The 23,953-nt window shown below is 70.6% G+C and carries 18 protein-coding genes and 1 pseudogene; 15 read left to right on the top strand and 4 right to left on the bottom strand.

Features of this window, described 5'->3' with window-relative positions:
- Positions 1-48: 48 nt before the first annotated feature.
- The 4 genes from CLM62_RS24430 (at position 49) to CLM62_RS24415 (ending at position 7,111) form a co-directional block, all read left to right on the top strand.
- Positions 49-2,910: an FAD-binding and (Fe-S)-binding domain-containing protein gene (locus tag CLM62_RS24430; RefSeq protein WP_095752038.1), complete on the top strand. Its 2,862-nt coding sequence runs from the start codon at positions 49-51 to the stop codon at positions 2,908-2,910.
- A 96-nt stretch (positions 2,911-3,006) separates the two neighbouring features.
- Positions 3,007-4,131 (top strand): peptidoglycan bridge formation glycyltransferase FemA/FemB family protein, encoded by a 1,125-nt coding sequence (locus CLM62_RS24425; protein WP_095752037.1) that lies wholly within the window; start codon positions 3,007-3,009, stop codon positions 4,129-4,131.
- A 119-nt stretch (positions 4,132-4,250) separates the two neighbouring features.
- The gene (locus tag CLM62_RS24420) at positions 4,251-5,186 is read left to right on the top strand and encodes a DMT family transporter (protein WP_095752036.1); all 936 of its coding nucleotides are present in this window, start codon (positions 4,251-4,253) and stop codon (positions 5,184-5,186) included.
- Between the two features lie 56 nt (positions 5,187-5,242).
- Positions 5,243-7,111, top strand: a complete 1,869-nt coding sequence (locus CLM62_RS24415) for a leucine-rich repeat domain-containing protein (protein WP_095752035.1) — start codon at positions 5,243-5,245, stop codon at positions 7,109-7,111.
- 72 nt (positions 7,112-7,183) lie between these two features.
- Here CLM62_RS24415 and CLM62_RS24410 read toward each other — a convergent pair whose 3' ends face one another.
- Positions 7,184-7,924 (bottom strand): class I SAM-dependent methyltransferase, encoded by a 741-nt coding sequence (locus CLM62_RS24410; protein ID WP_095752034.1) that lies wholly within the window; start codon positions 7,922-7,924, stop codon positions 7,184-7,186.
- A 127-nt stretch (positions 7,925-8,051) separates the two neighbouring features.
- Between CLM62_RS24410 and CLM62_RS24405 the strand changes: the two genes are divergently transcribed.
- The 8 genes from CLM62_RS24405 (at position 8,052) to CLM62_RS24370 (ending at position 18,168) form a co-directional block, all read left to right on the top strand.
- On the top strand, positions 8,052-8,846 hold the full coding sequence (locus CLM62_RS24405; protein ID WP_095752033.1) for a TIGR03084 family metal-binding protein: 795 nt from the start codon (positions 8,052-8,054) through the stop codon (positions 8,844-8,846).
- Positions 8,843-10,528, top strand: a complete 1,686-nt coding sequence (locus CLM62_RS24400) for an acyclic terpene utilization AtuA family protein (protein WP_095752032.1) — start codon at positions 8,843-8,845, stop codon at positions 10,526-10,528. Before CLM62_RS24405 ends, CLM62_RS24400 begins: the two co-directional genes overlap by 4 nt.
- The gene (locus CLM62_RS24395) at positions 10,483-12,123 is read left to right on the top strand and encodes an acyl-CoA carboxylase subunit beta (protein WP_373559183.1); all 1,641 of its coding nucleotides are present in this window, start codon (positions 10,483-10,485) and stop codon (positions 12,121-12,123) included. Before CLM62_RS24400 ends, CLM62_RS24395 begins: the two co-directional genes overlap by 46 nt.
- An 11-nt stretch (positions 12,124-12,134) precedes the next feature.
- Positions 12,135-13,976: a biotin carboxylase N-terminal domain-containing protein gene (locus CLM62_RS24390; RefSeq protein WP_218835623.1), complete on the top strand. Its 1,842-nt coding sequence runs from the start codon at positions 12,135-12,137 to the stop codon at positions 13,974-13,976.
- 82 nt (positions 13,977-14,058) lie between these two features.
- Positions 14,059-15,189: an acyl-CoA dehydrogenase family protein gene (locus CLM62_RS24385; protein ID WP_095752029.1), complete on the top strand. Its 1,131-nt coding sequence runs from the start codon at positions 14,059-14,061 to the stop codon at positions 15,187-15,189.
- Positions 15,190-15,236: 47 nt separating this feature from the next.
- Positions 15,237-16,805, top strand: coding sequence for a 4-coumarate--CoA ligase family protein (locus CLM62_RS24380; RefSeq protein ID WP_095752028.1), 1,569 nt, complete (start codon positions 15,237-15,239; stop codon positions 16,803-16,805).
- On the top strand, positions 16,802-17,548 hold the full coding sequence (locus CLM62_RS24375) for an enoyl-CoA hydratase family protein (RefSeq protein WP_095752027.1): 747 nt from the start codon (positions 16,802-16,804) through the stop codon (positions 17,546-17,548). The genes CLM62_RS24380 and CLM62_RS24375 overlap by 4 nt, the downstream gene beginning before the upstream one ends.
- Before the next feature lie 2 nt (positions 17,549-17,550).
- On the top strand, positions 17,551-18,168 hold the full coding sequence (locus CLM62_RS24370; RefSeq protein WP_179382211.1) for a TetR/AcrR family transcriptional regulator: 618 nt from the start codon (positions 17,551-17,553) through the stop codon (positions 18,166-18,168).
- A gap of 73 nt (positions 18,169-18,241) precedes the next feature.
- Here the strand turns inward: CLM62_RS24370 and CLM62_RS24365 are convergent, their stop codons facing one another.
- Positions 18,242-19,351, bottom strand: coding sequence for a citrate synthase 2 (locus CLM62_RS24365; RefSeq protein WP_095752026.1), 1,110 nt, complete (start codon positions 19,349-19,351; stop codon positions 18,242-18,244).
- Between the two features lie 347 nt (positions 19,352-19,698).
- Between CLM62_RS24365 and pdxH the strand changes: the two genes are divergently transcribed.
- Positions 19,699-20,328 carry a pyridoxamine 5'-phosphate oxidase gene (pdxH, locus tag CLM62_RS24360; RefSeq protein ID WP_179382210.1) on the top strand — a complete coding sequence of 210 codons (630 nt, stop codon included), beginning with the start codon at positions 19,699-19,701 and terminating at the stop codon, positions 20,326-20,328.
- A gap of 25 nt (positions 20,329-20,353) precedes the next feature.
- Here pdxH and CLM62_RS24355 read toward each other — a convergent pair whose 3' ends face one another.
- Both CLM62_RS24355 and iscB read right to left on the bottom strand, forming a co-directional pair.
- A complete protein-coding gene (locus tag CLM62_RS24355) occupies positions 20,354-20,860 on the bottom strand; it encodes a carboxymuconolactone decarboxylase family protein (protein WP_095752024.1) in 507 nt (168 codons plus the stop codon).
- A gap of 442 nt (positions 20,861-21,302) precedes the next feature.
- On the bottom strand, positions 21,303-22,634 hold the full coding sequence (gene iscB, locus CLM62_RS24350; protein WP_179382207.1) for an RNA-guided endonuclease IscB: 1,332 nt from the start codon (positions 22,632-22,634) through the stop codon (positions 21,303-21,305).
- Positions 22,635-23,182: 548 nt separating this feature from the next.
- Here iscB and CLM62_RS24345 point away from each other — a divergent pair.
- Both CLM62_RS24345 and CLM62_RS24340 read left to right on the top strand, forming a co-directional pair.
- A pseudogene (locus tag CLM62_RS24345) lies at positions 23,183-23,594 on the top strand (RidA family protein).
- Positions 23,587-23,817, top strand: a complete 231-nt coding sequence (locus CLM62_RS24340) for a hypothetical protein (RefSeq protein ID WP_306457932.1) — start codon at positions 23,587-23,589, stop codon at positions 23,815-23,817. Before CLM62_RS24345 ends, CLM62_RS24340 begins: the two are co-directional and overlap by 8 nt.
- The last annotated feature ends 136 nt before the right edge of the window (positions 23,818-23,953 follow it).

Genomic DNA, 23,953 nt, shown 5'->3' with positions numbered 1-23,953 from the left:
GCCTCATCGGGCCTCATCGGGTGAGACTCATGGTGATTGGCTGGACGTATGACGGATCTTGAGGCCGAGCTGCGCAAGGTCGTCCGAGGCGAGGTCGGCTTCGACGTCACCTCCAGGGCGCTGGTCACCATGGACGCGTCCAACTACCGGCGTGTCCCGCTGGCCGTCGTCGCGCCGCGCGACGCCGACGACGTGGCGGCCGTACTGGAGGTGTGCAGGGCGCGCGGGGTCCCGGTCGTGCCACGCGGGGGCGGCACCTCGATCGCCGGTCAGGCGACCGGCACGGGCGTCGTGCTGGACTTCACCCGCCACATGAACCGGCTGTTGTCGATCGACCCCGGGGCGCGTACGGCGGTCGTGCAGCCGGGGCTCGTCCTCGACCGTCTCCAAGAGGCCGCCGCACCGCACGGGCTCCGCTTCGGCCCCGACCCCTCCACCCACAGCCGCTGCACCCTCGGCGGAATGATCGGCAACAACTCGTGCGGCTCGCACTCGGTGGCGTGGGGGACGACCGCGGACAGTGTGCGCGAGCTGGACGTGGTCACCGCGCGCGGGGAGCGGCTGCGGCTCGGGCAGGGGTGGGCGGGGGCGCCGGAGGGGTTGCGCGCGCTGGTGGAGGGTGAGCTGGCCCGGCTGCGCACCGGCTTCCCCGAGCTGCCCCGCCGTATCTCCGGATACGCCCTGGACGCGCTGCTGCCCGAGAAGGGCGCGGACGTCGCCCGGTCCTTCTGCGGCAGCGAGGGCACCCTCGCGGTCCTCACGGAAGCGGTCGTACGGCTCGTCGAGGCGCCACGCGCGCGTGCGCTCGCCGTGCTGGCGTACGGCGACGAGAGCGCGGCCGCCGAGGCCGCGGCGGGCCTGCTGCCGTACCAGCCCCTCACCGTGGAGGGCATGGCTGCGGACCTCGTGCCGTCCGCGGCCGTGCTGCCCCGGGGCGCGGCCTGGCTGTTCGTGGAGACGGGCGGGGAGACGGAGGCGGAGGCACGCGCGCGTGCGGAGGCGATCGTGCGGGCGGCGGATGTGGTGGATTCCCTGGTGGTGACGGACCCGGCCGGGCAGCGCGCGCTGTGGCGCATCCGCGAGGACGCGAGCGGTACGGCCACCCGGATGCCGGACGGGAGCGAGGCGTGGCCGGGCTGGGAGGACTGCGCGGTGCCGCCGGCCCGGCTCGGCGCGTATCTGCGGGACTTCCGCGCCCTCCTCGCCTCCCACGGGCTGCGCGGGACGCCGTACGGGCATTTCGGGGACGGCTGCATCCACGTCCGTATCGACTTCGACCTGCTCACGGAGGCAGGGATCGCCCGCTTCCGGCGCTTCTCGCAGGAGCTGGCCGAGGTGGTCGTGACGCACGGCGGCTCGCTGTCCGGCGAGCACGGGGACGGGCAGGCGCGGGCGGAACTGCTGCCGAAGATGTACGGCGACGAGATGGTCGCCCTCTTCGAACGGGCGAAGGGCGTGTGGGACCCGGACGACCTGCTCAACCCGGGCATGCTGGTGCGCCCGGCCGCCCTCGACGCGAACCTCCGCTTCTCCGTCCTCCCCCGCGAGCCCGTCGACGTGGCCTTCGGCTACCCGTCCGACGGCGGTGACTTCTCGGCGGCGGTGCGGCGCTGCGTCGGGGTCGCGAAATGCCGTACGACGACGGCGACCGGGTCGTCCGTCATGTGCCCGTCCTTCCGGGCGACCGGCGAGGAGGAGCACTCCACCCGCGGGCGGGCCCGGCTGCTGCACGAGATGCTGGCGGGCGAGGTGGTGACCGACGGATGGCGGTCCAAGGAGGTGCGGGGCGCGCTCGACCTGTGCCTGTCCTGCAAGGGCTGCCGCTCCGACTGCCCGGTCGAGGTGGACATGGCCACGTACAAGGCGGAGTTCCTGCACCACCACTACGCGGGTCGGCGCCGCCCGGCCGCCCACTACAGCATGGGGTGGCTGCCGGTGTGGCTGCGGGCGGTGGCCCGTACGCGTACGGCGTCCGTGGTCAACGCGCTCGCCGCCGTACGGCCGCTGGCGTGGGTGGCGAAACGGGTGGGCGGGATCGCGCCGGAGCGGGAGATTCCGCGGGTGGCGACGGAGACGTTCAGCCGGTGGTGGGGGAGGCGGCGCCGTATCGAGGGCCCGGGTGCGCTGGTCATCCTCTGGCCGGACACCTTCACCGAGCACCTGTCACCGTCCGTGGGCCGGGCGGCCGTACGCGTGCTGGAGGCGGCGGGCCTGCGGGTGGCGCTGCCGCCGACGTTGCGGATGCGTGTGCGCCCGGTGGGGGACGGTACGTCGAAGGCGGCGATCTCGCTGCTGAGCATGCGGCGCAGCCGCGTCTGCTGCGGCCTGACCTACGTCTCCACCGGCCAGCTGGACCGCGCCCGTACGGTGCTGCGCCGCACCCTCGACCTCATGGCGCCGGTGCTGGAGACGGACGCCCCGGTCGTCGTCCTGGAACCCAGCTGCGCGGCGGCCCTCCGCACGGACCTGCCCGAACTGCTGCACGACGATCCGCGCGCCCGCCGCCTGGCCGACCGTGTGCTGACCTTCGCGGAGGCCCTGGAACGCCTGGCGCCCGACTGGATCCCACCCCGAGTCGACCGCCCGACGGCCGGCCAGACCCACTGCCACCAGCACGCGGTCCTGGGCGACGCGGCCGACCGCCGCCTGCGCGCCGCGGCGGGCCTGCACGGGGATCTGGCGGGCGGCTGCTGCGGCCTCGCCGGCAACTTCGGCTTCGAGAAGGGGCACTTCGAGGTGTCGACGGCGTGCGCGGAGGAGCGGCTGCTGCCGGAGGTCAGGGAGGCCGCGGACGGGGCGGTGATCCTGGCCGACGGGTTCTCGTGCCGTACGCAGATGGAGCAGCTGGCGGGGGTGCGGGGGCGGCATCTGGCGGAGGTGTTGGCGGAGGCGTTGGAGAGCGATACCTGACTCCGACGCGCTGACGGTCTTCGGGTCACGGCAGGGTCGGCGGCCGACTCGTAGGTTGGCGGTCTCACCTGTACGAACGTACGAAGGAGCCCGCACATGCCCCTCCGCCTGAAGCCCCTCACCCGCGACGAGCACCTGGCGTTCGCCGCCGCCCGCCCCTCCGCCAGCCACACGCAGCTGCCCTCCTGGGGCGAGGTCAAGCCCGACTGGCGGGCGGAGAGCCTGGGCTGGTTCGACGAGGAGGGGCTGCTGGTCGGGGCGGGGCTCGTGCTGTACCGGCCGTTGCCCAAGCTGAAGAAGTACCTCGCGTATCTGCCCGAGGGGCCGTTGATCGACTGGTACGCGTCCGATCTGCGTGAACGATGGCTCGAACCGATGCTGGCGCATCTGAAGCGCCAGGGCGCCTTCTCGGTCAGGATGGGCCCGCCCGTCGTCGTACGCCGCTGGAGCGCCGAAGCCGTGAAGGCGGCGATCGCCGACCCGGCGGCCCGGCGGCTGCGCGACGCGGAGCCCACCTCGCACGACCCCCGCGCCCTCGACCTCGCCGAGCGCCTGCGCCGCGCCGGCTGGCGGCAGACCGAACCCGGCGACGAGGACGGCTTCGCCGCCGGACAGCCGCGCTACGTCTGCCAAGTGCCGTTCGCCGGGCGGTCGTTGGAGGACATCCACAGTGGGCTCAACCAGCAGTGGCGGCGCAACATCAAGAAGGCCGAGAAGGCCGGCGTGAAGATCGTCCGCGGCGGCCACGACGACCTGCCCGCCTTCTACGACCTGTACACCGAGACCGCCGAACGCGACCGCTTCCTCCCACGCCCCCTGGCCTACTTCCAGCGCATGTGGACCGCGCTGACCGCCGAACACCCCGACCGCATGCGGCTCTACCTCGCCCACCACGAGGGCGACATCCTCGCCGCGGCCACCATGATCACCGTCGGCGCCCACGTCTGGTACTCCTACGGCGCCTCCACCAGCCGCAAACGCGAGGTCCAGCCCAACAACGCCCTTCAGTGGCGCATGATGACCGACGCCCACGAACTCGGCGCCGCCGTCTACGACTTCCGGGGCATCACCGACACGCTGGAGGAGTCCAACCACCTGCTCGGTCTCCTGCGCTTCAAGGTGGGCGCGGGCGGAGAGGCCGTCGAGTACCTGGGGGAGTGGGACTTCCCGGTCAACCGGCTGCTGCACAAGGCACTGGCGATGTACATGGCGCGGCGTTAGCCGTTCCCGGCCTGGGACAGCTCCATAAGGGGTTCACACACCTGACGTGGTCCACTACTCTGGACTGCGCCGTACAGTGAGCTGAACGAAATGCCATCCCGAGCCGCCCGGAAGGCCCCGTGAGCACCCCCAGCGCCGTCCCCTCCACCTCGACCTCGGTCGAATCGGCCCCCGCACCGGCCGGCACCCCACGCCGCCGAGGCTCCCTCGGCCCGGTGGGCCTGGTCCTCGCAGGAGGCGTCTCGGTGCAGTTCGGCGGCGCTCTCGCGGTGACCTTGATGCCGAGGGCCGGCGCGCTCGGCGTGGTCACCCTGCGGCTGCTGGCGGCCGCAGTCGTGCTGCTGCTGATCTGCCGCCCCCGGCTGCGCGGCCACTCGCGCGCGGACTGGGGCACGGTCGTCGTCTTCGGCCTCACCATGGCCGCGATGAACGGCCTGTTCTACCAGTCCGTCGACCGCATCCCCCTCGGCCCCGCCGTCACCCTGGAGGTCCTCGGCCCGCTCGCGCTGTCGGTCCTCGCGTCCCGCCGCGCGATCAACCTCGTCTGGGCCGCGCTCGCCCTCACCGGCGTCTTCCTCCTCGGCGGCGGAGGCTTCAGCAGCCTCGCCCCCATAGGTGTCGCCTATGCCCTGGGCGCCGGTGTCATGTGGGCGGCGTACATCGTCTTCAGCGCGCGTACGGGCCGCCGCTTCCCGCAGGCCGACGGGCTCGCGCTCGCCATGGCGGTCGCGGCTCTGGCCTTCCTCCCGCTCGGCATCGCCGAGGCGGGCACGAAGCTGCTCGACCCGACGACGATCGCCCTGGGCTCGGCGGTCGCCCTCCTCTCCTCCGTCCTGCCCTACACCCTCGAACTCCTCGCCCTGCGCCGCCTGCCCGCCTCCACCTTCGCGATCCTGATGAGCCTGGAACCGGCCATCGCCGCCACGGCCGGCTTCCTGGTCCTCGACCAGTCCCTGACCGCCGCCGAGTCCGCCGCCATCGCCCTGGTCATCGCGGCGAGCATGGGAGCGGTGCGGACACAGACAGGGCGGGGCCGGGCGCGTAAAGCCGACTGACGGCGTGCCCGCGGTGAGGGCACTTCTGTCACACCCCGCCTCTACAGTGCCGTCCCATGACTCCGGACAACGTTGGCAACGACGGCGGCACGGCATCCCGACTCGACGAGCTGCGGGCGCAGTTGGAGACGGCCTCGCCGGTCAAGGCACGCAAGGTCATCCGGGAACTCGTCACGCTCGCGGACGGCGGAGAAGCGCTCGCCCTGGCCGCCCGGTTCGAGCGGACGGCCGAGTTCTCCTCGGAGATGCTGTTACGGCTGTGGCCGCGGGCGGCCGACCCGGACGGATTCTGCGCGGTCCTCCTCGCCCCCGTCTTCCGGCGCGAGGGCCGGACCTCGCTGCGGCTGCGTCGTACGACCTCGCTCCGGGGCCTGCGCCACCTCACCATGCTCCGCGGTCTCCACCTCGACCGCTGCAAGGAGATCACGGACGTCACCGAGATCGGCGCGCTCACCGGACTGACGGATCTCGATCTGAACGGCTGCGCGGGCATCGAGGACCTGACGCCGATCGGTCGCCTCACCGCACTGACCCGGCTCAACCTGCACCGCTGCCGGGCCGTCTCGGACACCGCGCCGCTGCTGACGCTGGGGCGGCTGCGTGAGTTGGACCTGAGCATGACCAAGGTGCGTTCCACCGCCGGTTTCGGCTCCGCCTTTCCCGATCTGCGGACCTTGACGCTGCGGGGCTGCCGGTCCTTCAAGGACGCGCCGCAACTGTCCGGGCTGACCCGGCTGACCAGCCTCGACCTCGGCTGGACCGGCGTCCGCGACCTGGCCGGCCTGCGGGACGTCCCCGCCGTCACCCGCCTGGATCTGCGCAGCTGCGGCCGACTCCGCGACCTGGTCGGCATCTCCGCGATGCCCGGCCTGGCCGAGCTGATACTCCGGGACTGTCCCCGCCTGGAGACCCTCCGTGGCCTCGGATCCCACCCCCGCCTGGACGAGCTCGTCATCAAGGGCTGTCCCGAACTGGGCGACCTGAGCGCGGTGTCCGTGCTGACGAACCTGAAGACCCTGGTCGTCGAGGGCAGCGAGCGGCTCACCTCCCTGCACGGCATCGCCTCACTGCGCCGCCTGGCGGGGGTCCACGTCGTCGACTGCCCTTCCCTGCGGGACTTCTCGGCGCTCGGCCGGCTTCCGTCGCTGCGTCGGCTCAGCCTGCGCGGGCTCGACGGACTCCGCGATCTCTCACCGTTCGCTGCCGTCTCCGGCCTCACGCACTTCAGTGTCGTCCACTGCGACGCGCTGCTCGATCTGGAAGGGCTCGGGCACCAGGAGCAGCTGACCGAGATGTCCGTCTCCCATTGCCGCACCCTGCGCACCTTCGGCCGTATCGGCGACCTGCCGGCCCTGCGCAAACTGTGGGTCCACGACTGCCCCTCCCTGACCGGCCTCCACCACCTCGGCAGCCTGCCCGCCCTGAGCGAACTGCATGTGGTGGACTGCCCCGTGCTCGCGGACGCCGACGGCTTGGAGGGCGCGCCGCTGAAGGAACTGGTCTTCTCCCGCGTGCCGAACCTGGCTTCGCTGCGTGCTCTGGAGGACTGCTCCGAACTGCGGATCCTGAAGACCATCGACTGTCCGCTCGTGGAGGACATCCCGGCCGGGCCACTCGACGAACTCACTCTCAGCGGCGTGCACTGGACGGACCTGTCCCGCCTGGCCGGTCACAAGGACCTCCGCGCCCTCCGGATCCGCTCGCCCGAGCTGGAGGACATCGGCGCCCTGACCGGTCTGTCGGGACTCACCGGCCTCAACCTCGGAGACTGCCCCGCCCTCAAGGACTGCCGCCCCCTGCTAGACCTGCCGTCCCTGACAGACGTCGTGTTGCCGCACCACATGTGGTGGGACGCCTACTACGGAGAGCCCGATCCGGTGATGACGGAACTCAAAGAGCGCGGAGTGACCGTCTCCCGCAGCTAGGGCCTGTCCGGCGGGACGCCGGGTCCCATCAGTCGGCGGTCGGTCGGCGGTCGGTCCGCGGTCAGTCCGCAGTCAGTCGGCGGGCTTCTCCCACATCGACACATGCTGCCGACTCTCGCTCGTGAAGGGCTCCCGGTTCCAGCCGTCCCACCGCTCGCGCAGCCGTAGCCCGGCCAACTGGGCCATCAGGTCGAGCTCCGCGGGCCATACGTACCGGAACGGCATGGACCAGTAGGAGCCGCGGCCGTCCTCGACCTCGACGTGGTGCGAGCTCATCGCCTGGGTCGCCACGTCGTACAGGTCGAAGCCCAGCCGCCTGCCGTCCACGTGGAACGGTACGACGTTCTGCCCGGGCGGCAGCCGGCGCAGGTCGGGGACCATGACCTCGATGACGAAGGTCCCGCCGGGCTCCAGATGGTCGGCGACGTTACGGAAACAGGCGACCTGTTCCGCCTGCGTCGTCAGATTCATGATCGTGTTGAAGACCAGATAGGCGACGGAGAACGTGCCCTCCACCTTCGTCGTCGCGAAGTCCCCGATCGTCACGCCGATCCCGTCGCCGCCCGGCTTCGCCCGCAGCCGCGCCACCATCGCCCGCGACATGTCGATGCCGTGCACGGCGACACCGCGCCGCGCCAGCGGCAACGCGATACGTCCGGTCCCGATGGCGAGTTCCAGGGCCCGTCCGTCTCCGGCCAGCTCGGCCAGGGCCTCGACCGCGGGTTCCACGACATCGGACGCGAACATCCCCGCCGACGACTCGTCGTATCGGGCGGCGATGGGCTCTCCGAAGTAGCCGTCAGTGTCGTCCATCGGGCGACCGTACTGCGGGGGCCGGTCGCGGTGCGCGCCATTTTTCCGGTGGGGGCGCGGGGATCTGCGGCCGTAAATCAATGCAAGCACGCTTGCTTGTTTCTGACCCCGCTGCCATGCTCGCCCCATGGCCGACCCGACGCCCGTGTTCGACGACCTGCGTGCCGAAAGCGACGAACTCGACCGGCTCGTCGCCGAGTTGGGGCCGGAGCAGTGGACGCTCCCGACCCCCGCCCCCGGCTGGACCATCGCCCACCAGATCGCCCACCTGGCCTGGACCGACCGCGCGTCCCTGCTCGCGGTCACCGACCAGGACGGATTCCGCGCCCTGGCCGAGAAGGCCCTCGCCGCCCCCGACTCCTTCGTCGACGAGGGCGCCGAGGAGGGCGCCCGGCTCCCGCCCGCCGAACTGCTGCCCCGGTGGCGCGAGGGACGCACCGCACTCGACACGGCACTGCGCGCCGCCCCACCCGGCGCCCGCTTCCCCTGGTACGGCCCACCCATGTCGGCCGCATCCATGGCCACCGCCCGTCTCATGGAGACCTGGGCCCACGGCCAGGACGTGGCGGACACACTGGGTGTGGTGCGCCCACCCACCGACCGGCTCCGGCATGTGGCGCGGATCGGTGTGCGGGCACGGAACTACGCCTTCGGGGTACGGGGACTGACCCCGCCCGCCGAGGAATTCCGCGTCGAACTCGTCGCCCCGAGCGGCGACCTGTGGGTATACGGCCCCGAAGCCGCCCCCCAGCGCGTCACCGGCCCCGCCCTCGACTTCTGCCTCCTGGTCACCCGGCGCGCCCACCGCGCCGACCTCGCCGTACGCGCCGACGGCCCCGACGCCGACCGCTGGCTGGACATCGCGCAGGCGTTCGCGGGACCCCCGGGTGCCGGGCGCCCACAGAAAGAGGACGCGGGTTGAGGGCTCTCCGCATCGGCAACGCCTCCGGCTTCTACGGCGACCGCTTCGACGCCATGCGCGAGATGCTCACCGGCGGCGACCTCGACGTCCTCACCGGCGACTACCTCGCCGAGCTGACCATGCTCATCCTGGGCCGGGAGCGGCTGAAGGACCCCGGCGCCGGATACGCCCGTACCTTCCTGCGGCAACTGGAGGAGTGCCTGGGGCTGGCACACGAGCGGGGCGTGAAGGTGGTGGCGAACGCCGGTGGGCTCAATCCCGCCGGACTCGCCATGGCCGTAAGGGAGTTGGCCGCCCGCCTCGGCCTCCCCGTACGCGTCGCCCACGTCGAGGGCGACGACCTCACCGCCGCCCACCCCCGCAGCCTCGCCGCCCATGCCTACCTCGGCGGCTTCGGCATCGCGGCCTGTCTGCGGGAGGGCGCGGACGTCGTCGTCACGGGGAGGGTGACGGACGCGGCGCTCGTCACCGGGCCCGCCGCCGCCCACTTCGGCTGGCGGCCGGACGACTACGACCGGCTCGCGGGCGCGGTCGTCGCCGGGCACGTCCTGGAGTGCGGGACGCAGGCCACCGGTGGCAACTACGCGTTCTTCACCGACCATGACGTACGACGGCTGCACCACCCCGGCTTCCCGCTCGCCGAGATCGACGAGGACGGCACCGCCGTCATCACCAAGCACCCCGGCACCGGCGGCCTCGTCGACGTCGGCACGGTCACGGCCCAGCTGCTCTACGAGACGGGCGGCGCCCGGTACGCGGGACCCGACGTCACCACCCGCCTCGACACCGTACGGCTCACCCAGGAAGGGCCCGATCGCGTCCGCATCGACGGCGTACGCGGCGAGCCCCCGCCCCCCACCCTCAAGGTCGGCCTCAACCGGCTCGGCGGCTTCCGCAACGAGGTCACCTTCGTTCTCACCGGCCTCGACATCGAGGCCAAGGCCGGGCTGGTGCGACAGCAGATGGCAGACGCGATGGCCAAGTCGCCGCCCACGGAAGTGCGTTGGGATCTGGTCCGCACGGACCGGCCCGACGCCCCGACCGAGGAGACCGCGAGCGCCCTGCTCCGGCTCGTCATCCGGGACCCGGAGCAGCAGGTCGTCGGACGGGCGCTCAGCGGGGCCGCCGTCGAGCTGGCGCTGGCCAGCTACCCCGGCTTTCATGTGCTCGCGCCACCTGGAAAGGGCGCGCCCTATGGGGTCTTCGAGGATGTGTACGTCCCCCATGGTGCCGTCGACCATGTGGCGGTCCTCAATGACGGGCGCAGGGTCCCTGTGGCGCCGGCCCACGAGACCGCCGTACTCGACGCCCTACGGGAGCCGCCCTTGCCGGAGCCGCTGCCGAACGGGCCCTGGAAACGCGCCCCCCTCGGCCTCGTCGCCGGCGCCCGCAGCGGAGACAAGGGCGGAAACGCCAACGTCGGCGTCTGGGCCCGCACGGAAGAAGCCTGGCGGTGGCTCGCCCACGAGCTGACCGTCGACCGCTTCCGGCAACTGATCCCCGAGAGCGGCCAGTTGAAGGTCACCCGGCACACCCTCCCCAACCTCCGCGCCCTCAACTTCGTCGTCGAGGGCATCCTCGGCGAAGGCGTCGCCGCCCAGCACCGCTTCGACCCGCAGGCCAAGGCGCTGGGCGAATGGCTGCGCTCCCGCCACCTGGACATCCCGGAGGCCCTCCTTTGACGGTCATCACCTCCACCCTGGACACGGGCGGCCCCGACTACCGGGCGAACCGCGAGACCATGCTCGCCAAGCTGGACCAGTTGTCGGCCGAGCACGCCAAGGCCCTCGCGGGTGGCGGCGACAAGTACGTAGAACGGCACCGGGGGCGCGGCAAACTCCTCGCCCGCGAACGCATCGAGCTGCTCCTCGACCCCGACACGCCGTTCCTGGAACTGTCACCGCTCGCCGCCTGGGGCAGCGACCACACCGTCGGCGCCTCCCTCGTCACCGGCATCGGAGTCGTCGAGGGCGTCGAGTGCCTGATCACCGCCAACGACCCGACCGTGCGCGGCGGCGCCAGCAACCCGTGGAGCCTGAAGAAGGCGTTGCGCGCGAACGACATCGCGCTCGCCAACCGCCTCCCCTGCATCAGCCTCGTCGAGTCCGGCGGCGCGGACCTGCCGTCCCAGAAGGAGATCTTCATCCCCGGGGGCGCCATCTTCCGCGACCTGACCAGACTGTCGGCGGCGGGCATTCCCACGGTCGCGGTCGTCTTCGGGAACTCCACGGCCGGAGGCGCCTACATCCCCGGCATGTCCGACCACGTGATCATGGTCAAGGAGCGCGCGAAGGTGTTCCTCGGCGGACCCCCGCTGGTGAAGATGGCCACCGGCGAGGAGAGCGACGACGAGTCCCTGGGCGGCGCCGAGATGCACGCGCGCGTGTCGGGCCTCGCCGACCACTTCGCCGTGGACGAGCAGGACGCGCTACGGCAGGCCCGGCGCGTGGTGGCCCGCCTCAACCACCGCAAGGCGTACGACGATCCGGGGCCGGCCGCCCCGCCCAAGTACGACGAGGACGAGCTCCTCGGCATCGTCCCCGGGGATCTGCGCACCCCCTTCGACCCGCGCGAGGTCATCGCCCGCATCGTCGACGCCTCCGACTTCGACGAGTTCAAGCCGCTGTACGGGACAAGCCTGACGACCGGGTGGGCCACCCTCCACGGCTATCCCCTGGGCCTGCTGGCCAACGCCCAAGGGGTCCTCTTCAGCGAGGAGTCCCAGAAGGCCGCCCAGTTCATCCAGCTCGCCAACCAGCGCGACATCCCGCTGCTCTTCCTGCACAACACCACCGGCTACATGGTCGGCAAGGAGTACGAACAGGGCGGCATCATCAAGCACGGCGCCATGATGATCAACGCGGTGAGCAACTCGAAGGTCCCGCACCTGTCCGTCCTCATGGGCGCGTCCTACGGCGCCGGCCACTACGGCATGTGCGGGCGTGCCTACGACCCCCGCTTCCTCTTCGCCTGGCCCAGCGCCAAGTCGGCCGTCATGGGCCCCCAGCAGCTCGCGGGCGTCCTCTCGATCGTCGCCCGGCAGTCGGCGGCGGCGAAGGGCCGGCCGTACGACGAGGACGCGGACGCCGCCCTGCGCGCCATGGTGGAGCAGCAGATCGAGTCCGAGTCGCTGCCGATGTTCCTGTCCGGGCGGCTGTACGACGACGGCGTCATCGACCCGCGCGACACCCGCACCGTCCTCGGCCTGTGCCTGTCCGCGATCCATACGGCGCCCTATGAGGGCGCGCGCGGCGGCTTCGGCGTCTTCCGGATGTGAGGGATCACGTGATGTCCACCCTGCTGGTCGCCAATCGAGGCGAGATCGCCTGCCGTGTCTTCCGCACCTGCCGTGAGTTGGGAATCCGGACGGTCGCCGTGCACTCGGACGCCGACGAAAACGCCCTCCACGCGCGCGTGGCCGACGCGACGGTACGGCTGCCGGGCTCGGCGCCCGCCGAGACGTACCTGCGCGGCGACCTGATCGTGAAGGCGGCCGTCGCCGCCGGAGCCGACGCCGTGCACCCCGGCTACGGCTTCCTCTCCGAGAACGCCGACTTCGCCCGCGCCGTCCTCGACGCCGGCCTGGTGTGGATCGGCCCGCCCCCGGAGGCGATCGAGGCGATGGCGTCCAAGACGCGCGCCAAGCAGCTGATGGGCCTGGAACCCCTGCGGCAGGTCACCGAGGCCGACCTGCCGGTGCTGGTGAAGGCGGCGGCGGGCGGTGGCGGGCGCGGAATGCGGATCGTACGCCGGCTCCACGAGCTGGACGGCGCCCTCGAGGGAGCGCGCGCCGAGGCGGCGAGCGCCTTCGGGAACGGCGAGGTCTTCGTCGAGCCCTACATCGAGGACGGCCGCCACGTCGAGGTACAGATCCTCGCCGACACGCACGGCACGGTCTGGGCACTCGGCACCCGCGACTGCTCCCTCCAACGACGCCACCAGAAGGTCATCGAGGAGGCCCCGGCGCCGGGTCTGCATCCCGAACTCACCCACACACTCCACGAGCTGGCCGTACGAGCCGCCCGCGCCGTCGACTACGTCGGCGCGGGCACCGTGGAGTTCCTGGTGGCCGACGGACGCGCCCACTTCCTGGAGATGAACACCCGCCTCCAGGTCGAACACCCCGTCACGGAAGCCGTCTTCGACCTCGACCTGGTGGCCCTCCAGATCCGCATCGCCGAAGGCCACCCCCTCGAAAACGACCCCCCACGCGCGCGTGGCCACGCCGTAGAGGCCCGCCTCTACGGCGAGGACCCGGCGAGCGACTGGTCCCCGCAGACCGGAACCCTGCACCGCCTGACCGTCCAGGAAGACGTCCGCCTGGACACCGGCTACGAGGACGGCGACTCCATCGGCATCCACTACGACCCCATGCTCGCCAAGCTGGTCGCCCACGGCCCCACGCGCGCGGAGGCCATCCGCAAACTCGCCGACGCCCTGGAACGAGCGGCGATCCACGGCCCCACCACCAACCGCGACCTGCTCACCCGCTCCCTGCGGCACAAAGAGTTCACCACCGCCCGCATGGACACCGGCTTCTACGACCGCCACCTGCCCGAACTCACCGCAGCCGCCCCCGACCCGTACGCCCCCCTGGCCGCCGCCCTCGCCGACGCCCACGGCCGCTCCCGCTTCGGCGGCTGGCGCAACGTCCCCTCCCAGCCGCAGGTCAAGCGCTACGCCATGGCGGGCGAGGAATACGAGGTCCGCTACCGGCACACGCGGGCGGGCCTGGAGGCGGACGGGGTGCGAGTCGTGCACGCCGACGCGCGTCTCGTCGTCCTCGAAGTGGACGGAGTACGGCGGAAGTTCGAGGTAGCGCGCTACGGCGACCAGGTCCACGTCAACACCTCCACTCTCACCGCGCTGCCGCGCTTCCCCGACCCGACAGCACAACTGGCGCCGGGCTCCTTGGTGGCACCCATGCCCGGCACGGTCGTACGGATCGCCGAGGGAGTGGCCGTAGGAGCCGCTGTGCAGGCCGGAGAACCCCTCCTATGGCTGGAGGCGATGAAGATGGAACACAAGATCACAGCGCCCCTCACAGGAACGCTGAGCGCCCTCCACGCCGTACCTGGCCAACAGGTGGAGCCAGGCTTGCTGCTGGCGGTGGTACAGCCGACCTCTTAGGGGCGCGGGGCTGCATTGAATATGCGGCTCCGCCGCGTGGGCGCGACCAGCCACAACGATTCCGCAGCCGGAAGGAGCCCTCATGCCCCCCACTCTCGAATCCGAAGAACACAAGGCCCTACGAGCCGCAGTATCCGCCCTCGGAAAGCGTCACGGCCGCAACTTCGACCGAGAGGCACTCTGGTCCGAAGCAGCCAAACTCGGCTATCTCGGCGTCAATCTCCCGGAGGAATACGGCGGCGGTGGCGGTACAGCAGAACTCTCCATCGTCCTCGAAGAACTCGGCGCCGCAGGCTGCCCCCTACTGATGATGATCGTGTCCCCCGCCATCTGCGGCACAGTGATCGCCCGCTTCGGCACGGACGCCCAGAAGCAGCAGTGGCTCCCCGCCCTGGCGGACGGCACTCGCACGATGGCCTTCGGCATCACCGAACCGGACGCCGGCTCCAACAGCCACCGCCTCACGACCACGGCCCGCCGCGACGGAGCCGACTGGCTGCTCACCGGCCGCAAAGTCTTCATCTCCGGCGTCGACATAGCGGACGCGACCCTGATCGTCGGCCGCACCGAAGACGCCCGAACCGGCCGCCTCAAGCCCTGCCTGTTCATCGTCCCGCGCGACACCGAAGGTTTCACGCGACACCAGATCGACATGGAACTCCACGCCGCGGAAAAGCAGTTCGAGCTGACCCTCGACGACGTACGACTCCCCGCCGACGCACTCGTCGGAGACGAAGACGCAGGCCTCCTGCAACTCTTCGCCGGCCTCAACCCCGAACGCATCATGACGGCCGCCTTCGCGATCGGCATGGGCCGCTACGCGCTCTCCCGAGCCGTCGAATACGCCCGCGACCGCACCGTCTGGAACACCCCCATCGGCGCCCACCAGGCCATCGCCCACCCCCTCGCCCAGGCGCACATCGACCTCGAACTCGCCCGCCTGATGATGCAGAAGGCGGCCCACCTGTACGACTTGGGCGACGACGTCGGAGCCGGGGAGGCCGCCAACATGGCCAAGTACGCCGCCGGCGAGGCCTGCGTGAAGGCTGTCGACCAGGCCGTGCACACCCTCGGCGGGAACGGCCTCACGCGCGAGTTCGGGCTCGGTTCGCTGATAACGGCCGCGCGGGTGGCTCGTATTGCTCCGGTGAGCCGGGAGATGATTCTCAACTACGTCTCCCACCAGACTCTCGGCCTGCCGAAGTCGTACTGACGGCTACCACGGCTACCGATCGGCATCGTGTCGCGCGAGGAGGAACCATGTTCCGCAGCGAGTACGCAGACGTCCAGACCGTCGAACTCCCCATCCACGAAGCGGTGCTCGGCCGGGCCGCCGAGTTCGGTGACGCGCCCGCCCTGATCGACGGCACCGACGGCACCACCCTCACGTACGACCAACTCGACAGCTTCCACCGGCGGATCGCCGCCGCCCTCGCCGAGGCGGGCATCCGCAAGGGCGACGTCCTCGCCCTGCACAGCCCCAACACCATCGCCTTCCCGACCGCGTTCTACGCCGCCACGCGCGCGGGCGCCTCCGTCACGACCGTGCACCCCCTGGCCACCCCGGAGGAGTTCGCCAAGCAGCTCACCGACTCCGCCGCCCGCTGGATCGTCACCGTCTCGCCCCTGCTGGAAACGGCACGCAGGGCCGCCGAACTCGCCGGCGGGGTCAAGGAGATCTTCGTCTGCGACAGCGCCCCCGGACACCGCTCCCTCATCGACATGCTGGCCTCCGCCGCGCCCGAACCACACGTCCCCATCGACCCCGTGGAAGACGTGGCCGCCCTGCCGTACTCCTCCGGCACCACCGGCATCCCCAAGGGCGTGATGCTCACCCACCGGCAGATCGCCACCAACCTCGCCCAGCTCGAACCCGTCATGTCGGCCGGCCCCGGCGACCGCATCCTCGCCGTCCTGCCGTTCTTCCACATCTACGGACTGACGGCCCTCATGAACGCACCCCTCAGGCTGGGCGCCACCGTCGTCGTCCTGCCCCGCTTCGACCTCGAAACGTTCCTCGCGGCCATCCAGAACCACCGCATCACCGGCCTGTACGTGGCCCCGCCGATCGTCCTGGCCCTCGCCAAGCACCCCCTGGTCGCGCAGTACGACCTGTCGTCCCTGAAGTACATCATCAGCGCCGCCGCACCCCTCGACGCGAGGCTCGCCGCCGCCTGCTCCCAGCGGCTCGGCCTGCCCCCCGTCGGCCAGGCCTACGGCATGACGGAACTGTCCCCCGGCACCCACGTCGTCCCCGTGGACGCCATGCGTGACGCACCCCCCGGAACCGTCGGCAAGCTCATCGCCGGCACCGAGATGCGCATCGTCTCCCTCGACGACCCCGACAAGGACCTCGGCGCCGGAGAGTCCGGCGAGATCCTCATCCGCGGCCCCCAGGTCATGAAGGGCTACCTCGGCCGCCCCGACGCCACCGCCGCGATGATCGACACGGACGGCTGGCTGCACACCGGAGACGTCGGCCATGTGGACGAGGGCGGCTGGCTGTTCGTCGTCGACCGCGTCAAGGAACTCATCAAGTACAAGGGCTTCCAGGTCGCCCCCGCCGAACTCGAAGCCCTGCTCCTCACCCACCCCGGCATCGCCGACGCCGCCGTCATCGGCGTCTACAACGACGACGGCAACGAAGTCCCCCACGCCCACGTCGTCCGCCAGCCCACCGCCACCGACCTCTCCGAAGGAGAGGTCATGATGTACGTCGCCGAACGCGTCGCCCCCTACAAACGCGTCCGCCAGGTCACCTTCATCGACGGCGTACCCAGGGCCGCCTCCGGCAAGATCCTGCGCCGCCAACTCAGGGAGCGCACGTGACGGCCGCCCTGGTCCACACCACACACGAACGCGGCATCACCACCCTCACCCTGGACTCGCCGCACAACCGCAACGCCCTGTCGGCCACGCTCGTACACGAGCTGGCGGACACGCTGAAACAGTGCGGCAAGGACGGCCACGTACGCGCCGTCGTCCTCACCCACACCGGCAACACCTTCAGCGCGGGCGCCGACCTGCGCGACCCACCCAAACCCAAGGCCCTCGTCGCCCTGCTACGGCAGATCATCAAGCTGCGCAAGCCCGTCGTGGCCCGCGTCACCGGCCACGTACGGGCGGGCGGCCTCGGCCTGCTCGGCGCCTGCGACATCGCCGCCGCCTCCCACACCGCCACCTTCGCCTTCACCGAGGTCCGCATCGGAGTCGCCCCGGCAGTGATCTCCCTGCCCCTCACGCACCGCGTCGACCCCCGCGCCCTCGCCCGCTACTACCTCACCGGCGAGACCTTCGACGCCACCGAAGCCGCCCGCATCGGCCTCCTCACCACGGCCGGCGACAACGCGGACGTCGACGAGGTCCTGGCCCCCATCCTGGACGGCCTGCGCCGGGCCGCCCCCTGGGCCCTGACCGAGACGAAACAGCTGCTCACCACCAAGGTGCTGGAGGCCTTCGACGAGGACGCCGGGTACCTGACCTCGGTCTCCTCCCGCCTCTTCGCCTCCGCCGAAGCCCGCGAGGGCATGACGGCCTTCCTCGAACGACGGGATCCACCATGGGTGCTGTGAACATGGACGCGGTGAACACGGTCGACCGCGCCCCCAACACCCGTGCCCCCAAACAGGACCGCAGCCGAGCCACCCGACAACGCCTCCTGGAAGCCGCCGTGGCCTGCCTCGCCGAACACGGCTGGGCAGGCTCCACGGTCGCCGTCGTGGCCGAACGCGCCGGCGTTTCCCGAGGCGCCGCCCAACACCACTTCCCCACCCGCGAGGACCTCTTCACGGCAGCCGTCGAGTACGTCGCGGAAGAACGCTCCACAGCCCTGCGCGCACTCTTCCCACAGGGCGCGACGGGCGACCGCCGAGCAGTCGTCTCAGCCCTCGTCGACCTCTACACCGGCCCCCTCTTCCGCGCCGCCCTCCACCTCTGGGTCGCCGCCTCCAACGAGGACCAGCTACGCCCCCAAGTCACGGAACTCGAGGCCCGCGTAGGCCGCGAAACCCACCACATCGCCGTCGACCTCCTGGGCGCGGACGAGACCCGCCCCGGCGTCCGCGAAACGGTCCAGGGCCTGCTGGACATGGCCCGCGGCCTGGGCCTGGCCAACCTCCTCACCGACGACCGGGGCCGCCGAGAACGGGTGATCGCCCAGTGGGCGGCACTGCTGGACGAGGCACTGGACTGACGGGCCGACCGCCGAGTCGCGTCACGCGGAACCGCTCAGCCCCGCATGACGCCTCCCCGACACCCGGGCCCGGCTAGCGGCCGACGGCCGCGATCTCCTCGTAGCCCTCGATCGCCCGGGGATTCCGCGTGCCCGGACCGACATAGCGTGCGGACGGGCGCACGAGACGGCCCGTCCGCTTCTGCTCCAGGATGTGCGCCGACCAGCCCGCCGTACGGGCGCAGGTGAACATCGACGTGAACATGTGGGCCGGGACCTCGGCGAAGTCCAGCATGATGGCCGCCCAGAACTCGACGTTCGTCGCCAGGACGCGGTCCGGGCGGCGGTTGTGGAGCTCCTCCAGGGCCGCCTTCTCCAGGGCCTCGGCGATCTCGAAGCGGGGCGCGCCGAGTTCGCGGGCGGTACGGCGGAGCACGCGCGCGCGTGGGTCCTCGGCGCGGTACACGCGATGGCCGAAGCCCATGAGGCGCTCGCCCTTGTCCAGAGCCTGTTTGACGTAGGCCTCCGCGTCGCCCGTCCGCTCGATCTCCTCGATCATGCCGAGGACGCGGGAGGGCGCGCCGCCGTGCAGCGGACCGGACATGGCCCCTACGGCGCCCGAGAGGGCCGCGGCCACGTCCGCGCCCGTGGACGCGATGACGCGGGCCGTGAAGGTGGAGGCGTTCATGCCGTGCTCGGCGGCTGACGTCCAGTAGGCGTCGACGGCGGCCACATGCTTGGGGTCCGGCTCGCCGCGCCAGCGGATCATGAAGCGTTCGACGACGGACTGTGCCTTGTCGATCTCCCGCTGCGGAACCATGGGCAGCCCCTGCCCACGCGCGGACTGGGCGACGTAGGAAAGAGCCATGACGGCGGCCCGGGCCAGGTCCTCGCGGGCCTGCTCGGCGTCGATGTCGAGGAGGGGTTTCAGGCCCCACACAGGTGCCAGCATGGCGAGCGCCGACTGTACGTCGACGCGGATGTCGCCGGAGTGCACGGGGATCGGGAACGGCTCGGCGGGCGGCAGGCCGGGATTGAAGGCGCCGTCGACGAGCAGGCCCCAGACGTTACCGAACGAGACGTGACCGACCAGGTCCTCGATGTCGACGCCCCGGTACCGGAGTGCGCCGCCCTCCTTGTCGGGTTCGGCGATCTCCGTCTCGAACGCGACGACTCCTTCGAGTCCGGGTACGAAGTCGGACATCAGGCGGCTCCTCGTGATGTGTGCGACAGTTGGCGCCCAGTCGGGATCGGGATCCGCGGTCGCTGTCCGAAGCCTCATGTTCGAAGCCCACGTCGAGGACTCGCGGTCCTGGGCGGTCACCCCGGTGATGCCCCCTGCGGCAGGCGGTCACCCAACCGGAATGGCACCAGCACCATATCCCCGAGTGCCACCTTTGGGGAGAGTTCGCGGCACTCAGTGCCACCACCGTGACGCGCGCCACTCCGGCGCCCGGCATACGGCAAGATGACGACGTGACCGACCGAGATGCCGCCCTCGATCCCTCTCTCGATCCCTCCCTGGACCCCACCGGCCCCGATCCCGCGTCGATGCGCAAGCAGTACCGGGCCGAGGGCTTCGCCGAGACCGACCTGGCCGCGACCCCCGTGCAGCAGTTCGCGCGCTGGTTCAAGCAGGCCGCGACGGAGGGCCACCTCTTCGAGCCGAACGCCATGGTCGTCTCCACGGCCGACGCCGAGGGCCGCCCCAGCTCCCGTACGGTGCTCCTGAAGCACTTCGACGAGCAGGGCTTCGTCTTCTACACCAACTACGACTCCCGCAAGGCCCGCGACCTCGCGGAGAACCCGTACGTCTCCCTGCTCTTCCCCTGGCACCCGATGGCCCGCCAGGTCATCGTCACGGGCATCGCCCGCCGCACCGGCCGCGACGAGACCGCCGCCTACTTCCGCACCCGCCCGCACGGCTCCCAGCTCGGCGCCTGGGCCAGCACCCAGTCCTCGGTGATCGCCTCGCGCGCGGACCTGGACGCCTCGTACGCCGAGCTGGCCGCCCGCTACCCGGAGGGCGAGCAGGTCCCGGTCCCGCCGCACTGGGGCGGCTTCCGGGTGGCCCCACAGGAGGTCGAGTTCTGGCAGGGCCGTGAGAACCGGCTGCACGACCGGTTGCGGTACGTGGCGGAGACGGACGGGAGCTGGCGGGTGGAGCGGCTCAGTCCGTGAGCTGACGAGCCCTAGCCGGGTGGCCTCACTTCCACGGGTCGCTGAACGACCGGCCGGGCACCGGCTTGGCGATGAGCGCCACCGGGATGAAGAAGTTGACCTGGCCGATCGCGAACATCAGCGTGGCGAGCGCCTTGGCCTCATAGTGCTCGGCTGCCTGCGCATACAGCTCGTTGGAGACCCTCTCGCCGTCTGCGGACGGCTGAAGCACCCCTTCCACAAGAGCCAGCGCGGCACGCTCGGCACCCGTGAAGTACGGCGAGTCCTGCCAGGACGCCACCGACGTGATCCGCTCCTCCAACTCCCCGGCCTTGCGCAGGAAGCCCGTGTGCAGAACGGTCAGGTAGGTGCTGCCGACGATCTGACCAGCACGCAGCTGGATCAAGCTGATCGTGGAGCGCGGTACTGAACCGTTGCCGGTGACCTTGAACAACGCCGCCGACACCTCCGCCAGCTCGGGGACGAGCTCCGCAGGGTCCTCGGACATCCGCGGAACCATCGGGACCTCGGCCGTGATCGAACGTGCTTCCATCGCCGTCTCCTTCGGGTTTTCATGTCGCTGTCACTGCCCTGACGGATCGCGACAAGGAAATGTGACCGACGGGAGACGGTCGTTCTTGGTCAGGCAGAGCCCCGGAGAGGTGCAGCGTCAACCGCCGCCCTCCGATGTCGTACCGGCGCCCGCGAACGCAGACGACCCGCGAGCTCGGGTCCCTCCGCCTGGCGGCGGGGGAGCCGGCCGGACGTACCGGCGAGCTCGCGGGTCGGGTGACTGCGTTGGTTTGGGCCGGCTGCGTGTATCTGGCACACGCTGGTCCGGCACCGCACTGGGTGGGGTGCTGGGCTGCTAGCCCGCAGCCACCTCTTCTGTCCGGTATGAATACATCTGCCGAACCACCTCCTCTCCGAAGTGATAGTCACACTAAGAAGCTGCAGGGTCCGGAGCAACCGGTTTTCCGAGATGTTGACGGAGCTCATTCGGACCGGAAGGCGTATCCGTAGCCGTCGCCCCGTTGTAGTAGCCGCAGATTCTGGTGGAAGACATCGATCCGGCCCTTCGGCGTTGTGAGGCTGTGCCGTCCCGTGGCACGGACTGAGACGCGGCCCGTCCACGTGCCAGCCCACTTACCGGCAGGCACGATGGCACGTACGAGGTCGCCGGTGGCGTATCCAAAGTGACGCTTGACGCGGGCCCGCCGCAGGCGCGGGAATCCGAACCGGTCCGGAGTCGTGCGTGCGTATGAGCCGCGCCCGGTGGCCTTGACGACGAGTACCCGCTCCGGCAACCGCACGATTGCGTCGCCACTCTCGTGGGCCAGACGTCCGACACAGAGCGCGTCCAACGTGTGCGTCTTGTCGAGCCCCATGGCCTCGCGGTTCCACTTTGTGCGCGCGCCCGACCAGGGGTGCACTGGTCTACCGAGGGTCCCGAGCGCCTTTATGAGTTGCCAAAGGGTCGCGTTCATCGCGGTAGCGTCGTTGAGCGGTGTCCTGGCTTGCCGGAGGATCTTCGCGAGGCGGGCGGGGCGGTCGGCGAGGAAGACCTCGACGGGCATGTTGTCCTTGGCCTTGTTGCAGGGGACGCAGGCTAGGACGAGGTTGGCAATGCGATTTGAGCCCCCTCGGCTGCGGGGCCTGAGGTGCTCGACGTTCAGGGGCACGCCCGTGGCGTCGCAGTAAGCGCAGGCGCCGTTCCACCTGGCGTGCAGGTAGGCGCGGGCTTCGATCCCGGCCAGAGTTCCTTGTTGGTACTCCACCCCGGCGAGGGGCCTGCCCGTGCTCATGGAGTGGACGTCGAAGGCAACGCGTTCCACATGAATTTCAGTGACCGGTGCGTAGCGGCAGAGGCGAGATGCCAAGGAGTAGGCGGTATCGACACGGTGGCGTAGGGAGGGCGGTAGCCATCCTGCTGGACGGGGCCGGTTGTCCGGACGGGGTGCTCGGTAGCGGTGGTTGGCGGAGCGGCGCCTGTGCCGGTAGCCCGCGCGCTGCCGCATGCACAGGCGGATCTGTTCGCCGCGGTGCTGGAGTTCGACCGAGACCAACCCCCGCCTGATGGTAATCACGGCTCCTTGCCCGTCGAGCTCCTTCTTATCGTCGGTGAGGGCGAGGCCGGTTCCTTTGGAGCCGGGGTCGATGCGCAACTGCACACCGTCGACCTCCGACTCGGCATGAGTGCGGTCCTTCAACCGGATGGTGAAAGGCGCCTGTCGGGCGACAACAGCTCTCTCCTTGCTGAGGAGTTCGCGGGCGCGGGCGGGATGGCAGGGCATGAGGGGCTTCCCGTCCTTGGACAGAACGAACACCCTGCTCGCGCCGACACCGCCCGAATACGACGGATTGTGCGGGGGAGCGTCACCGCTCCCGTTCTCTGCCGCCTCCGCTGCCGTGGCAGCGTTCTTGACGTGACGCCGACGGGGCTTGGTGCCTTGCACGTCGGTCTCCCCTCGCCCATGTTCCCTGCCGGTGCCCCGCGCGATGGCGGGGTGTCCGTGAGCCGTTTCGTCCCTGCTCCCAGGGGTGTCTGCTCTCACGGATTCCAGAGCAGGCTGCTGAGGAAGCACAGTCTGGTGGGTCTGCTCGCCTGCAGGAAACGTAGTCATCTAGGGCACCTCCTTGATCCTCAGATCTCGATGACTGGGGCTGGTCAGCCGACAACCTTGCGGTCGGGGAGCGACTGACCTCGCGCGTCCGGGTACCGAAAACGCTAGCGATCAAGCTGCGGGCGAGCGGCCGAATCCACCTATGGCGCTCATTCGTGCGAAAGAATCCAATTCGTCGAACGCGCAGCCGATCTTGCTGCTAATGCGATTCCTATTAGACGTATGTCTGCCGCTCACCTAGCGTTCCGCGCATGACGGAGACGAGTGCGGCCCGGCGAGCGATTCTCAGCGGGTCCACCTTCGAGGAGCAGATCGGGTACGCACGCGCCGTGGTCGACGGGGGACTGGGTGCACGTGTCGGGGACGACCGGGTGCGACTACGCCACGATGACGATCTCCGACGATGTTGTCGAACAGGCCGAGCAGTGTCTGCGTAACGTCGGGGCGGCGTTGGCGGAGGCGGGGTGTTCGTTCGCCGATGTCGTGCGGGTGCGGTATCTGCTGCCCGAGCGGGAGGACTTCGAGCCGTGCTGGCCGGTGTTGCGGCGGGTGTTCGGGGCGGTGCGGCCGGCGGCGACGATGATGGTGTGCGGGCTCGCGGATCCTCGTATGCGGTTCGAGATCGAGGTGTATGCGCGGAGGGGGAGCGGTGGTGGTGTCTGATCTTCGGGATCTTGCAACGCAGTGCGCTACCGGCTGGAGAACGCTCGCGCACGCGCACGCGCGCGTGCTCGGCGTCGGGGTGATCGAGACCTGTGTGCTGGCGGCCAACGTGGAGGGCGTCCGGTTCGCTGAGGCGCGTGGCTTTGTGGAGTTCGACCGGTATGTGGTGGACGGCGAGAGTGATCTGTGGCTTGACCTGCGGTTGGAGTCGGCCGCGGCCTAGGCTGGTGGGGGCGTCGCGTTTCCGGCGGACAACGATTGCTTCAATCTTGTGGGAACTCGGGTGTGTGCTGCGTCACGTTCGAGTTAGATGATTGCAAGTGAGCGAACCGACGCGCCGTACGTGCGGACGCAGCTTG

Origin of the sequence: Streptomyces sp. SA15 (genome assembly GCF_002291145.1) — a bacterium.
In the GTDB taxonomy this organism is placed as follows: domain Bacteria; phylum Actinomycetota; class Actinomycetes; order Streptomycetales; family Streptomycetaceae; genus Streptomyces.
The sequence above is the reverse complement of the archived record's forward strand: the minus strand, read 5'-3'. Positions and strand labels throughout refer to the sequence as shown.